10 protein-coding genes are annotated in these 13,768 nt (G+C 71.1%); 3 read left to right on the top strand and 7 right to left on the bottom strand.

Going from position 1 to position 13,768, the window contains the following annotated elements; translation table 11 throughout:
• Positions 1-214: 214 nt before the first annotated feature.
• Positions 215-3,751, top strand: a complete 3,537-nt coding sequence (locus tag ABT171_RS26590; RefSeq protein WP_351247978.1) for an nSTAND1 domain-containing NTPase — start codon at positions 215-217, stop codon at positions 3,749-3,751.
• 26 nt (positions 3,752-3,777) lie between these two features.
• On the opposite strand, the gene ABT171_RS26585 is transcribed toward ABT171_RS26590, so the two are convergent.
• The gene (locus tag ABT171_RS26585) at positions 3,778-4,362 is read right to left on the bottom strand and encodes an isochorismatase family protein (RefSeq protein WP_351247976.1); all 585 of its coding nucleotides are present in this window, start codon (positions 4,360-4,362) and stop codon (positions 3,778-3,780) included.
• 95 nt (positions 4,363-4,457) lie between these two features.
• Between ABT171_RS26585 and ABT171_RS26580 the strand changes: the two genes are divergently transcribed.
• A complete protein-coding gene (locus ABT171_RS26580) occupies positions 4,458-5,126 on the top strand; it encodes a TetR/AcrR family transcriptional regulator (RefSeq protein WP_351247974.1) in 669 nt (222 codons plus the stop codon).
• Positions 5,127-5,161: 35 nt separating this feature from the next.
• On the opposite strand, the gene ABT171_RS26575 is transcribed toward ABT171_RS26580, so the two are convergent.
• A complete protein-coding gene (locus tag ABT171_RS26575; protein ID WP_351247972.1) occupies positions 5,162-6,205 on the bottom strand; it encodes a cytochrome P450 in 1,044 nt (347 codons plus the stop codon).
• 100 nt (positions 6,206-6,305) lie between these two features.
• Positions 6,306-6,386: a tryptorubin family RiPP precursor gene (locus ABT171_RS26570; RefSeq protein WP_351248186.1), complete on the bottom strand. Its 81-nt coding sequence runs from the start codon at positions 6,384-6,386 to the stop codon at positions 6,306-6,308.
• A 206-nt stretch (positions 6,387-6,592) separates the two neighbouring features.
• Here ABT171_RS26570 and ABT171_RS26565 point away from each other — a divergent pair, with 206 nt between their 5' ends.
• A complete protein-coding gene (locus ABT171_RS26565; protein WP_503076627.1) occupies positions 6,593-8,215 on the top strand; it encodes a serine/threonine-protein kinase in 1,623 nt (540 codons plus the stop codon).
• A 48-nt stretch (positions 8,216-8,263) separates the two neighbouring features.
• On the opposite strand, the gene ABT171_RS26560 is transcribed toward ABT171_RS26565, so the two are convergent.
• The 4 genes from ABT171_RS26560 to ABT171_RS26545 all read right to left on the bottom strand — a co-directional run bounded on the left by ABT171_RS26560 (position 8,264) and on the right by ABT171_RS26545 (position 13,765).
• Positions 8,264-10,117, bottom strand: a complete 1,854-nt coding sequence (locus ABT171_RS26560) for a peroxidase family protein (protein ID WP_351247968.1) — start codon at positions 10,115-10,117, stop codon at positions 8,264-8,266.
• On the bottom strand, positions 10,114-12,039 hold the full coding sequence (locus ABT171_RS26555; RefSeq protein WP_351247966.1) for a GMC family oxidoreductase: 1,926 nt from the start codon (positions 12,037-12,039) through the stop codon (positions 10,114-10,116). The genes ABT171_RS26560 and ABT171_RS26555 overlap by 4 nt, the downstream gene beginning before the upstream one ends.
• A complete protein-coding gene (locus ABT171_RS26550; protein WP_351247965.1) occupies positions 12,036-12,443 on the bottom strand; it encodes a hypothetical protein in 408 nt (135 codons plus the stop codon). Before ABT171_RS26550 ends, ABT171_RS26555 begins: the two co-directional genes overlap by 4 nt.
• A 365-nt stretch (positions 12,444-12,808) precedes the next feature.
• Positions 12,809-13,765, bottom strand: coding sequence for a hypothetical protein (locus ABT171_RS26545; RefSeq protein WP_351247963.1), 957 nt, complete (start codon positions 13,763-13,765; stop codon positions 12,809-12,811).
• Between the last annotated feature and the right edge of the window lie 3 nt (positions 13,766-13,768).

Raw genomic sequence — 13,768 nt, 5'->3', positions numbered from 1 at the left:
CCCCCGAGACACCGTTCGTCGCCGGCCAGGCATCAGGCTTCCCGGTCGCCTGGTTGTTGCGCACCCTGGTTCCACCGCGTGCAACAAAATTCCGAAGACCGGCGACCGTACCGGTAGTTGGCTGAAAAGTGCAGGTCAGCGGGCTTGTAGCTGCCTCAGGGGCGTGCGTAGGTTGTGGCCGGCTGCGATGCGTCGACGGGGAGGCGAGGCAGGGATGGGCCGCCGTGAAGGCCGGCTGGATCCGGCGTCAGGGCCGACTCAGGCCTTCGCCTTCGAGTTGCGCAAGCTGCGCCAGGAAGCGGGAGGCCTCACCTACCGAGCCATGGCGCAGCGCACGTCGTACTCGGCGGCGACGCTGTCACGGGCGGCCGCGGGAGAGCAGTTGCCGTCGCTCGCGGTGGCGCTGGCCTATGCGCAAGCGTGCGGCGCGGATGCCGCGGAGTGGGAGAAGCGCTGGCACGCGGTGGCCAGGGACCTGGCCTCCGGTGCGGAGGACGGTGACGACGCGCAGGCGCCGTACCGTGGGCTGGCCCGCTTCGAGACGGGCGACCAAGACGTGTTCTTCGGCCGGGACCAGCTCACCGCTCAGCTCGCCGAGCGGGTGCACGCCCACCGCCTGGTAGCCGTGGTGGGCTCCTCGGGCAGCGGCAAGTCCTCACTGCTGCGCGCGGGGCTGATCCCGCTCCTCCGGAACGAGGAGTCCCCGGACCGGCGGCCGGCGGCCATCCGCATCCTCACCCCAGGGCCCCGGCCCATGTCCGCCCGCGCCACTGTGACGAGGGTGAGCCAGGAGCCCGGGGACACGGTCGTCGTGGTCGACCAGTTCGAGGAACTGTTCACCCTGTGCACCGACCCGGCTGAACGCGGGGCGTTCATCGGCCTGCTCCTGACCGCGCTGGAACCCGGGCGCGGCCTGAGGGTCGTGCTCGCGGTGCGGGCCGACTTCTTCGGCCGCTGCGCGGAACACCCCGCGCTGGCCGCGGCGTTGCGCGAGGCCACCGTGCTCGTCGGTCCCATGAGCCCGGCGGAACTCCGGCAGGCCATCGTGAAACCGGCGATGGCCTCGGGGCTGATCGTCGAGCGGGAACTGACCACGAGGATCGTCGAGGACGTCACGGAGAAACCGGGCGGCCTGCCCTTGATGTCCCACGCCCTGCTGGAGACCTGGCGCCGTCGCCAAGGACGCGCGCTGACCCTGTCCGCCTACGAGGCGGCGGGCGGTGTCCAGGGGGCCATCTCCCGTACCGCGGAGGAGCTCTACGCCCGGTTGCCCGTCCACCAGGCCGTCTGCGCCCGGAGGATCCTGCTGCGCCTGATCACTCCGGGCGAAGGGGTGCAGGACACACGGCGCCCGGCGGACCGCGCGGAACTGGACGCCCACGGCTCACCGTGCGCCGGTGACACGCTTGAGCAGCTGGTGAGAGCACGGCTGGTCACGGTCGACGGCGACACCGTCCACCTGGCGCACGAAGCGCTCATCACCGCGTGGCCCAGGCTGCGGCGCTGGATCGACGACGCCCGTGAGCGCCTGCTGGTGCACCGGCGGCTCACCGAAGCAGCCCGCACCTGGAACGCCCTGGACCGCGACCCGGGCGCCCTGTATCGCGGTGTCCGTCTGGCCGCGGCGGAGGAAGCCTTCGGCGACCCGGACACGGTCGAGGAACTGACCTGCTGGGAACGCGACTTCCTCACCAGCAGTTCGACGGCTCGTGACCGCGAGCATCGCGCGGCCGCCCGCACCACCCGCCGTCTGCGCCGGCTCACCGCCATGCTGTCCGCCCTGCTCGTGGTGGCCGTCGCCGCGGGTCTGGCCGCGTGGTACCAGTACGGCACGAGCGAGCACCGGCGTCAGGAGGCGCTCGTCGCACAGCGCACCGCCCTGTCCCGCCAGCTGGCCGCGCAGTCGGCCGCCCTCCTGGGCGACGATCCCGATCTGGCCTCGCTCCTGGCCGTCCAGGCGTACCGGATCCGCCCCACGGCGGAGGCCACGTCCAGCCTGTACGCCGCGGCGGCCCTCCCGCTGCGACACCGTCTGACCGGACACGCCGCTCCGGTGCAGGCGGTGGTGTTCAGCCCCGACGGCCGCACGGTGGCCGCGGCCCGTGCGGACGGCGCCGTGCAGCTCTGGGACGCGCACACGGGGGCACTCCGCGAGGCGTTTCCCGGCTCCGCCGCCGGCGTGCATGTGATCGCCTACCGGCCGGACGGCGGTCTTCTGGCCGCTGACGACAGCCAGGGAACGCTGCGCGTGCGGAACGTGTCGAGCGGCAGGGCCTGGACCGCCACGGACTGCGGGGTGGACGGGGAGAACTCCGTACCGATGGTGTTCAGCCCCGACGGCCGCGTCCTGGCCGTCGGCTGCTCCGACGGCCGGGTCAGGCTGCGGGATGCGGCCACCGGCGCGGTCCGTACGGCCTTCCGTGTCTCGGCCTCCGCGGTGGGCGCCCTTGCCTACAGCCCGGACAGCCGCCTGCTGGCGGTCGGAGACGCGCACGGCCGGATGTGGGTGCGCGAGCTGTCCGGCGGCACGATGCGCACCGTCCGCTCCCCCGGGCTGGGTCCTCTGACATCGATGGCTTTCAGCCAGGACGGCCGCATACTGGCCTCTGCCGGTCTGGGGGGCCTGGTGCAGCTGTCGGACACCGTGACAGGCGCACCGCGCACCCGCCTCGCCGGCCACGACGGAGCCGTGCGTGCCGTGGCGTTCAGCCCGGACGGGCGGGTGGCGGCCACCGGTAGTGACGACGACACGGCCCGGCTGTGGGATGTGGCCACAGGCAGGGTCCGGGCCGTCCTCACCGGGCACTCCGACAGCGTGTCGTCCGTGTCGTTCAGCCCCGATGGGAGCACCCTGGCCTCCGGCGGCCGTGATCGTACCGTCCGCCTGTGGGATGCCTCCGCGGGGCAGGTCGAGGTGGCCAGGGTGGAGACGGCCACCGTGTCGGCGATGGTGTTCGCGGGTGACGCGCGCACGGTGGAAGTGGGTGACGCCGGTGGAGTCGTGCGGGAGTGGGATGCGGCCGGCGAACAGGTGCGCAACGCCCGCCCCGTGGGCTCCGGCCTGGTGACGTCGCTCGGTGTTCGCCCGGACCACCATGTGATGTCCGCCCTGACCAGCTACGACGGTGCGACCGTGCGGGTGTGGGACACAACGGACCACACGCTGCGCACGACGGTCCGCTGCCGTCCCCGGACCGACGCCTGTGTGGCGGCGGCTCTCAGCCCCGACGGCCGGCTCCTCGCCACCGGGGGCACCGGTACGGCCGTGGGGCTGTGGGACGTGGCCACCGGCAGGCGCCGGGCCGTTCTTTCCGGGCACACGGATGTCGTTGTCGCGCTTGCGTTCAGCCGCGATGGGCACACACTCGTCTCCGCCGCCGCCGATGGAACGCTGCGGCTGTGGGACACGGCCACCGGGAAGGACAGCGCCATCCTCACGGACACGGCCTCGTCGGTGGCGCTGAGCCCGGATGGCCGCACGCTCGCCGCCGGCCACGCCAACGGCACGGTGCGTCTGTGGGACCTTTCCACGCGAACGGTCCGCGGCACTCTCGCAGGACGGCGGTCAGCCGTGCACGCACTCGCCTTCGGCCCCGGCCAACGCACACTGATCGCAAGCGGCGAGGACGGCACGATCCAACGATGGAAACTGCGTCTGCCCAGTCCCGCCGGAGCGATCGGCATGATCCGCCGAGCCGTCGGCCGGGACTTCACCCAGCAGGAACGCCACCGGTATCTGCAAGGTGGGTGACGGGGACGCAGCACGGAATTCCTGCCTTACGTCAGGTCGGAAGCGGACGGGACCACCACGCCGTAGAGTTCCGTGATCGTCGCGAGGGCGCCGTCGTGGATCTGCCGGGCGGTCAGCGTGGCACCGCCCGCGTGCGTCGTGGGAAGGGAGCGGGTCGCGCAGGCGCCGGCGACGACGGTCGGCCGGTCACCCCTCAGGAATGCGCCCTGGGCGGTGAACAGGACACACATGTTGGTCATGAATCCGGCGAGGACGACGTCCTTGCGGCCTGCCTTCTCGACCAGCTCTCCGAGGCCGGTGCCGTGGTAGGCGTTGGGGACGCTCTTGACGACAACCGCCTCCCCCTCGATCGGCGCGACGTCCGGGTGGATCCGGCCCCCCTCGGAGTCGATGTCGTAGCCGGCGTCCTGAACGTGGATGACCGGGGCGCCCGCCGCACGGGCGGCGGCGAGAAGCGCCTTGCCTTCGGCGACGGCCTCGGCGTAGCCGTCCAGTTCCATGACACCGCCGGTGTAGGTGTTCTGGTAGTCGATCAGGATCACCGTGGCGTCGGCCAGTGAAGCCGGCGTCTCGTCGAAGCCGTTCAGCTCACGCAGGGTCGTCGTACCCATGGGGAACCGCCTTCAGGTCGTGGACTGGTTGTCGCGCCGTTTACGACGCTAACACAGGATGTAATCAACGTTCCCTCCGCTGTTAGCATGACCGCATGACGTCGGCACGAGAGCGCATCCTGCAGGCCACCGCGGAACTACTCGCCGGCAAGGACGCGCCGGCGATCTCGACCCGGGCCATCTGCGAACGAGCCCGGGTCGGCGGCCCTGAGATCTACCGCCAGTTCGGAGACAAGCAAGGCCTGCTCGCCGCGGTGGCGGACATCGGCTTCGAACGCTTCCTCGCCGGCAAGAGGCGCAATCCGCGCACCGCCGATCCGGTGGCGGACCTGCGTACCGCCTGGGACAGCCATGTCACGTTCGCGCTGGCCAACCCCCACCTGTACCGGCTGATGTTCACGCCGGCGGGGGACCCCAAGCCGCAGGCGGTCAAGGAAGCGCAAGCCCTGCTCCTGGCGGCACTGCGGCGCTGCGGCGACGCCGGGCGGCTGCGGATGCCCCCCGAGCTGGCAGGCCAGTCGATCCTGGCCGCCAACGTGGGGGTGTGCCTGATGATGCTGTCCTTCCCCGAGCAGTTCGGGGCGCTGGACGTCTCCGCGTCGGTGCGCGACGCCGTGATCGGAAAGGTCACCGGCGAGGATCAGGAGGACACCCGGATCAGCGCCGCGACCGTCCTGGCCCGTGCACTGGCCGGCACCCTCACCGGAACGGTGGCCGTCGACGGCGCCACCATCGACAGCGTGGCCCGCGCACTTCCGTCCTAGGGCCGGAGTCGGCCGTCCCGCTGGCGTACGACGGCTCAGGAGGCGCCGGCGCGCACCTTGGTCACGTGTACGTCCTCCACGCCGAGCAGACCGACGAGGGGGACCTTCGCGGTGGACTGGTCGGGGCTGACCGCCAGGCCCGCGCCGCGTATCAGGTCCAGGAGCAGCTCGGCGAGCGGCATCACCATGTGCCGGCCCCAGCAGCGTTCGGAGGAGTGGCCGAAGGGAAGGTAGCCGGGGGCGGAGTCGGGGTCGAGGGTGTCCCAGCGCTCCGGACGGAACGCGTGCGGGTCCTCCCACGACTTCGGATCACGATGGGAGAGGAGGGGCAGGACGAGGACGTCGTCGCCCGCGCCGATGCGCCGGTCGACGGCGGGGTAGTCGGCGCAGGCGTTGCGCAGGATGTTCCAGGACGGCGGCAGCAGCCGCATGGCCTCGTAGAGGATGTGCCGGTTCGGCGTGCCGGAGTCGAACGGCGAGCCGAGCCACAGCGCGTTCGCGACCAGGGTGGAGACCGTGAAGCACACGGGGGCGGCCGCGCGCCGGTACATGCCCATGGCGTACCGGCGTTCGTGGTAGCCGGTGGCGCCCGCCGTCAGACTCCCGATGCCCGTCACCTGACCGCCGCGCCGCCCCACCCGTCCCGGGAGCGCGGCGCCCGCCGCTATCACCGCCCAGGTGAGCTTGGGGGTCAGTTCGAGGTTGCGGCTCATCAGGATGCGCAGCCGGTAGGGGTCCTGGCCGAGGATGAGGTCCCGCAGGAACACATGCCCCGTGAGGGGCCAGACCCCCGACAGATCGACGTCCTCCGGCCGGGGCCGGGGCTTCTTCAGCGCCTCGCGCACATCGCCGCCGATGGTCCGCATCACCGAGGACGCCTCGTTGCGCGAGATCGAGCGCCCGTGCAGCGGCTTGAACGTGGGCCGTTCGGTCTCGGTGGCGCGGCGGGCTGCGAGGATCCTGTCGGCGACCTCGTGTCCGGCGACTCCGACGGTGTCGGGTTCGAGCCGGAAGACATCCTGCCCGAGGTGTTCCCGGAACAGGGCGGCAAGTCGTGGATGGAACACCGTGGTGCGCATGGGGGTCTCCGGGAAGGCCGAGGGCCGACGGGGTCGTCCCCGCCGTGCGACGGGGACGACCTCACCGTTTTCTACGGTTACCAGGGGTACGAGGATCGGCCTAGTACCAGAAGTACCAGGCGCTGGCCTTCAGGCTCTTCTGGGCCGACACCTTGTTGCGAAGGGCGAAGAGGAGCTTCATCACTGCACCCCCTTTCAGGGTGGAGACATACGCACGCTCTCTTGTGAAGATCGTGCGCAACCGACTGCCGCATGCTCCCTCGCTGCGCTCAACAAATGCTCAACGCCCTGGTCAGCCCCTCGGCTGCGGCCTCGCACGCCCGGGCGCCATGCGTGACGGAAGTCACGTGCACATTTCTCCGCATTGGCTCCCAATCCCCAACGGTTATGGTGGCGGGGCGACCAAACGCACGGAACACGGACAGAGGTGGCGGAGGGCACACGGTGTCTGAGGAGGGACGGCTCGTCGCCGGGCGGTACCGGCTCGCCGAACACATCGGCAAGGGCGGGATGGGCACGGTGTGGCGAGCCGTGGACGAGGTGCTGGACCGTGAGGTCGCGCTCAAACAGCTGCACGCACCGCCGCACCTTTCCGCCGAGGATCTCGCCACCCTCTACGAGCGCACGCGGCGCGAGGCCCGCAGCGCCGCCCGCATCGCCCATCCCAACGTGATCGTCGTGCACGATGTCGTGGAGGACGACGGACGTCCCTGCATCGTCATGGAGTACATCCCCGGCCACACGCTCGGCGACCTCCTCAAAGGAGGCGCCACCCTCCCGCCCCGGGAGGCGGCCCGCATCGGCCTCGGCATGATCGCCGCTCTGCGGTCCGCACACGCCGCCGGTGTGCTGCACCGCGACGTCAAGCCCGGCAACGTGCTGCTCGGCGCCGGGGGCCGCGTGGTCCTCACGGACTTCGGGATAGCCATGACGGCCGGGACGTCGACGCTGACCCGGACCGGCGAGATGATCGGGTCCATCGACTACATGGCCCCGGAACGCATACGCGGGCAGCGGCCGGGGCCGGAATCCGACCTGTGGGCGTTGGGCGCGACCCTGTACCAGGCGGTCGAGGGACGGCCGCCGTTCCGCCGGGAGACGGCGATGGAGACCGCGTACGCCATCGCCGTGGACCCGCTGGAGCCGGCGGCGCAGGCCGGACGGCTGGCGCCCCTCATCGAGTCGCTGCTCGCCAAGAACCCCGAGGAGCGGCCCTCCGGGCAGGACACGCAGCACGTCCTGGAGGCAGCAGCACGGGAGGGCGGGACCACGGTCGTCTCGCCTCCGGCTGGTGCCGTCCCGCCGGCCGGCGCGAGCGGTCGGGCGCCGGGACACGAGCCCGCTGCGGCCCCGGTCCGCGAGCCGTCGTCCCCCGCGCCCGCCCGCGCCGGCCACCGTGGCCGCAGGCGGCGACGGAGCCGCACCGCTGCCGTGTCGGCGGGAGTGGCCTTGACCGTGGCCGCGGGAACGGCGTTCTACCTGGTGTCGTCGCACGGCCGAGGCGCCACCGGTACCCGGCTGATCCACCAGCCCGCCACACCGTTCCCCGGGTCCTCACAGGTACCCAAGGGCTACCGCATGGTCCGCGAGGAGCGGCTCGGAGTCTCCTTCCCCGTCCCGGACGGCTGGAAGGCCGGCAAGCGGGCGTCCGACGAGGTCGTCTACACGGACCCGACCGGCCTGGCCGACATCACCATCGGTACCGTCGCGCCCGCCGGGCAGAGCCCGGTCACCCACTTCGACGACATCGAGACCAACACCAGGACCAACTACCCCACGTACCGTCGGCTGCGCATGCAGCACACCTCCTTCCGCGGTCAGCCCGCAGCCGTGTGGGAGTTCACCTTCCAGGGCCGCGCCCGCGCCTTCCGCGCCATCGACCTCGGCTACGGCCGCGAAGGCGACCGCGAGTACGACATCTACCTCTCCGCACCCGACTCCTCGTGGGACACCTACCGCCCCGTCTTCGACCAGGTCACCCGCGGATTCACCACGGGCGCGACCAGCTGAGCCAGGCGTCGGGCGTGGTCAGCGGTTCCTTACGGCACCGCGCGCGTCTCAGGTCCCCTTCGGCGCGGTGCTGTGCCAGGGTACGAAGGCGTTGGTCAGCCCGGACAGGGCCGTACGCAGCTCGGGGTGGTGGCGCAGCAGGACGGTGACCATGCTGTTGTCGTCGATCCAGGCCATGCCGGCCTTGGAGTAGACCTGCGGGGTGTAGTGGGTGGTGAAGAACCGGTCGCTGTTGAGCCGGCGCGAGGCCATGAGGATGAAGATGCGGAACGCCGTGTCGCTGAAGGCGAATCCGGCCGGCAGTTTCTCCGCGTACAGGCCGACCGTCAGGTCGACCTTCTCGATGTCGCCGCCGTACACCCGCTCGATCTGCTCGGCCCACGCCGGGTCGTGCGCCAGCTCCGTGAAGCTCTCCGCGGGCTTGAGCCGCAGCAGCCGCCGGAACTCGTTGTAGCGGGGGACGCCCAGTTCCCGGGAGCGCAGGATGTCGGTGGCGGCGAGGTCCTGCAGATGACCGTCCGGCCGCTCGAACTCCTGCAGGAACCTGGGGAAGTTGTGCAGGGTGACCAGTCCGGGATGCAGCGTGCCGAAGCTGTAGAGCAGGTCGGCCATCTCCGTGGTCTCCAGGAACTTCAGCGATCCCGGGCCGGAGATGTCGCGCAGGGTGCAGTGGCGCAGGGTCGTGTCGTCGGCGGCGGCACGCAGGTGCCAGTCGTCGCGGATCAGCGGGTGCATGCGGTACACCGCCACGAACTCCTCGGTGAGCGCGTACGGGACGCCGTAGTGATCCGTCTCGCCGCCGGGGATGCCGCTGATGACCTCGCTGCCGCTGATGCGCCCGAACAGATTGTGGACGCGCTCGCCCGCGATGCCCCACCAGTTGGCGCGCAGCGCCTCGACCGTCGTGGGGTGGCTGATCACGGCCGGTGTCCACTCCACGGTGTGGATCTTCGCGAGGAGCGCGGAGGTGATGAGCCGGGCACGCTGGAACAGTTCCTCGTCCTTCCAGGACGGGTAGGCGCCGTGCAGGTGGTCGCAGACCGCGTTGTGCTCGCGGGTGAACAGGTCCTGCATCATGGCGAGGCCCAGCCAGAAGCCGGGAACGCGGGTGGGGTCCTGGGACGGGTCGGCGGGGACGGGGGCCTGTTCGTCGTCCCACAGGTGCAGCTTGCCCAGCTCTCCGGTGCGCAGCCGCTGCTGTTCCACCTCGTTCTTCCCGTAGATCTGGGAGGCGTCCCACCAGTGGGAGGACACATTGACGCGGGTGTCGGGCGTACCGGGAGGTGCCGCGGGGTCGCGGGTGGGGTCGTCCGGGACCCGCATGATCCTCATGGGGTGTTCCGGCCACGGGTCGTCGTCCAGCAGGGGGACCTCCCAGGGCCGGTCCGTGGGGCTCGTGCCGTGGCTGAACCAGTCGCGGATCATGAACTGGAGCCAGGCGGCGACCAGGGAGTTGACGGTTTCGGCCGGGACGAGTCCGTCGCGGGTGAGCAGGGTGCGGCTGACCTCGCGCGGACTGGGCGCGGACAGTACGTTCCCGGGCGCGGCCGGGGCGATGGCCTCCAGCGGAATGTTGCGGCCGAAGCGGGTGCCGGCCATGCCCATGCGCGGTTCGCCGAGGTCGTTGTGGCTGCCGTCGGCGGTCCGGTTGACCTGGTGGCTCGCGGACGGGGGCGCGGGCTCGGGCTGGTTGATCGCGGGCAGCCCGCTGGTGTCGTACAAGTTCTTCTGCCGGAGCCTGACACGCAGCCCGAAGAGTGTCAGCAGACCGGCCGGTACGGGCAGTTTGTCCCAGCCGATGCGGCGATCGACGTACTGGGCGGCACTGGTGATGATCCGCCAGGGAAGTGAGCTGCGGTATCCGGCCGGGGAGCGCCCTGGGGCGCGTCGGTGCGTGCTCATGGCGGTACTCCTTGGGCGTGGGCGGCGTCTGCGAGGATCACGTCGCTCGCCTTCTCGCTGATCATGTAGATGGGGGCGGCGACGAAGAAGCCGGGAATGCGGGGGAAGACCGAGGCGTCGACGATCCGCAGACGGTCCACCCCGAGGACGCGGAACGCGCTGTCGACCACCGTTGAGGGATCATCGGCGCGTCCCATCCGGCAGGTGCACGAGGCATGGTGGCCCCAGGCCTCGTCCTGGACGAATCGGCGGAGGGCGTCACGGTCGTCGGCCTCTTCGCCCGGCCACAGCTCCCTGAGGACGACGGAGTCGGCCCTGCGGTTCATCCCGCGTACGAACTCCACGGCGTCGACCATCGCTTCGAGGTCCAGACCCTCCTTGTCCGTGCCCTCGGTGAAGTAGTGGAAGTCGACCAGTGGGGTGTCGCGCGGGTCCGCGGAGCGCAGCCGGACCCGGCCTCCGGTGTTGTGGGTACGGCTCTTGAGGATGGCCCAGGTGAAGCGGTCCTTGTGCTGGGTCAGCTCCAGGGAGTAGCCAGGGCGGTATCCCCGGAAGTCGAAGGGGCCGCCGAAGATGAACAGGTCGGGGGCGTCCAGGTCCGGGCGGGACATGCGGGTGATGCCGAGGACGGCGCCGTTGGTGGTGTACAGGCCCTGGCCCTGCTGCCACGCCCGGTAGCAGCGGTCGGGTTCGGTTCCCGGCTCGGGGGCGTGGAAGTCGCACTCCTTGAGGAGCGGGAACTCACGGTGCATCTGGCTGACCACGCCGACTTCGTACCGGTCCTGGAGATGTGCGCCGACCCCGTGCAGTCCGACGCGGACGGGGATGCCGTGGCGCCCCAGTTCCTCAGGTGGTCCGATGCCCGAAAGCATCAGCAGCTGGGGGGTGTTGAAGGCGCCGGCGGCCAGGACGACCTCGCGGGAGGCGAGGACCCGGCGCAGCACGGCCGGCCCGGTGTCCGGCCGGGAGCCGGGATCGGCCCGGTAGGCGTGCGCCTCGTCCAGGTAGTCGACGCCGGTCGCCGCATGTGCCTCGTCCAGTACGATCCGGGCGGCCAGCGCGTGGGTACGGACCACCAGGCGGTCCGGATGAGCGCGCTGTACGGCCTGGACGCGTTCGCGTACGGCACTGCGACGGCCGCCGGCCGTGGAGATGGGGATCTGCCACAGGCCTTGCAGCGCCTCGGTCTGCACCCGCCAGTCGTTGGGGTCGACGAAGGAGCCGAAGCCCTCAAGGGGGGACAGCGGCCGGCCGAGGAAGCCGGCGAGCGCGTCCTCGGCGGCGGAGAGGATGACCTTCAGCAACTCCGGGTCCTGTACGGCGAGTCGGGGATCGGCGAGCGCGGTGGGCAGCCAGCCTTCGAATCCGTGGCGGGCGTCGTTGCGGTACCGGGCGGCCACGAGGGGCAGGTTCCGGAGCACCGCGGCCAGCAGCGGGTTGCGGGGCGGGCTCTTGGGTTTCGGCAGGTAGGTGCAGCGCTCCAGCCGCTCGAAGTACCGGCGCATGGCCGTGCTGTGCCAGGTGGCGTCGCCGGTCTCCAGCGCGATGGCGTCCCAGTCGCGGTTGTACGGATACACGGTGATCAGGGCGTGGTGTGCGGTGCACCCGCCGATCGTCCCGGCGCGCGGGTAGAGCACGCCCTTGCCCGGTACGAACTTGCCGTCGCGCCGTTGCTGCTGCTCGTCGGCGTAGTGCCGTACGAAGTAGTTCCAGCACTGCACGGGGTCCTCGGAGGCGTCGGCGTGGAACGCGGGCACCAGGTAGTTGTCGTTGTCCCCGGCACCGCCGGCGTCCAGCAGCAGGGTGCGCATACCCGCGGCGGCGAGGTTGGCCGCCAGCGGACCGCCACCCGCGCCGGCGCCGACGACGACGTAGTCGAAGCCGGTCTCGGTGGGAGGATCGGGCCCGGACGCGGCCGTCATGCCGGCTTGTCCTTCGCCGGGTTGGCGAGTGCGGCGGTGGCACTGATGGACAGGGCGGTGTTGACGGCCGAGATGAGGGTGGTCAGTACCGCGGTGCGCGGCGGGACGTGCCCGTGCAGGCCGACCGTGGCCGCCGTCGCGGTGTCACTCCCGTGGATCAGGATGGCCTCGCGCAGGTCGTCCCGCAGCCGTTCACCGCTGTGGGTCAGCAGACCGAGGCCCAGCAGGACCGTGCGGATGCCGAAGAGGCGAAAGGCGTAGACGGCTGCCGGGCTCGGCGGATCGCTGTCGGGATCGAACCGTCGGATGAGCAGGTCCGGTGCCAGCAGACCGGCGGCTCCGTTGACGAGTCTGATGGCGGCGAGGAGGTATACCGGGACAGGGCGGCTGGGGGCCGTGGCCATGATGTCTCCTGGGAGTGTGGTGATTCTCGTGATGACGGGACGATCCGCCGAACCCCCATGGGAAGGGAGAGGAACACCCTGGACGCACTCTTGTGTCCACGCTATGGGACAGGCCGCTGAACGGCATCTTGAGGAGACGCGCCGAGCCGGCATGTCCTGTGACATCCGTCTTGACCAGCGAAAACCGTAGCGTCCCCGCCCGATCGGCCACCCAGAAGGTACGACCTTGCAGATGCCCGGCGCGCGCACCCGCTGGCACCGCCACCCGCTTGAGCCAGACCGTCTTCGTCACCGAGGGGGTCGGCCTGCCGGCTGATGGTCACATCGTGGCTCTCCGGCGTGGCAGCGCCCCATCGCGGTGCGCCTCAGCTGCCGGGCCAGTCCTGGCCCTCTGTCACCTCGCGTGCGATGCGACGCCACTGGTCCTCCCCGCCGGGCAGGGGCCAGGCCCAGGTCGGCTGTTCCGCGGTGTCCAGGTCGTGGAGCAGGCGGACGAGTTGCGGGCCGGCGGTGGCGGCGCCGTCCGGGACGGTGGGGCCGTGGACGGCGCGGAGTTCGGCGAAGCGTGCCAGCTCGTGCTCGTAGAAGCCCACGGCCTCATCGGTGCGCGCGGCCAGGTCGTCGCGCGGCACCGTGCGGTGCAACTGCAGCAGCGGAGGTTCGACGGATTCGGCGATCGCCGCGGCGAGCCGCGCGTGACCGTCCAGGATCAGATGGCAGTCCAGGCCACTGACCCACCACAACAGGACGGGCGGGAGCGTCCCTTCACGGGCCTGCTTGCGGTACGCCTTGACCCGGCTGTCGTCGGCACCGGGCATGGGCCGCAGCGGAAGGACCTCCCACGAACCGGAATGGACGAACCAGTCGATGTATCCGTCCGGATGGCCGTCGACGAGCATCGAGTCCCAGTACTCGGCATGCGAAGCGCCGGCGTGGCGCCGGCGCCGGAGCGGACTCTCGCGCGAGAGCAGCCACCGGCCCTCGTGCAACGGGCTGTCCGGCGAGTCGATGAGGTACTGCGCAAAGCGGTGAGCCCACCGTTCCGGGCTGCCCGCCAGGGCGCGCGCCACATCGGCCCGCAACGGCGGGACGACGGAGCGGTGTTCGTCGGTGCGCCAGAAGTCCACGCCCTGGAGTCGCTCGTCGACGACGGCGAGCAACACGGGCCGCGACAGCCGGGAGACCAGCAGTCGCTGTCCGGCACTGAACACGCACAGCCCCGGCTGGTGGCGGTCTTGTACGTCCAGGGACAGGCCCACCCACGTGCCGTCGTCCCGCGTGACATCGCTGCGCTGCATACCGGCGAGGGCCAGGGGCGGCACCCG

Source organism: Streptomyces sp. NPDC001851 (assembly GCF_040297165.1).
Classification (GTDB): domain Bacteria; phylum Actinomycetota; class Actinomycetes; order Streptomycetales; family Streptomycetaceae; genus Streptomyces.
This window is presented reverse-complemented; position numbering and strand designations above follow the sequence as displayed.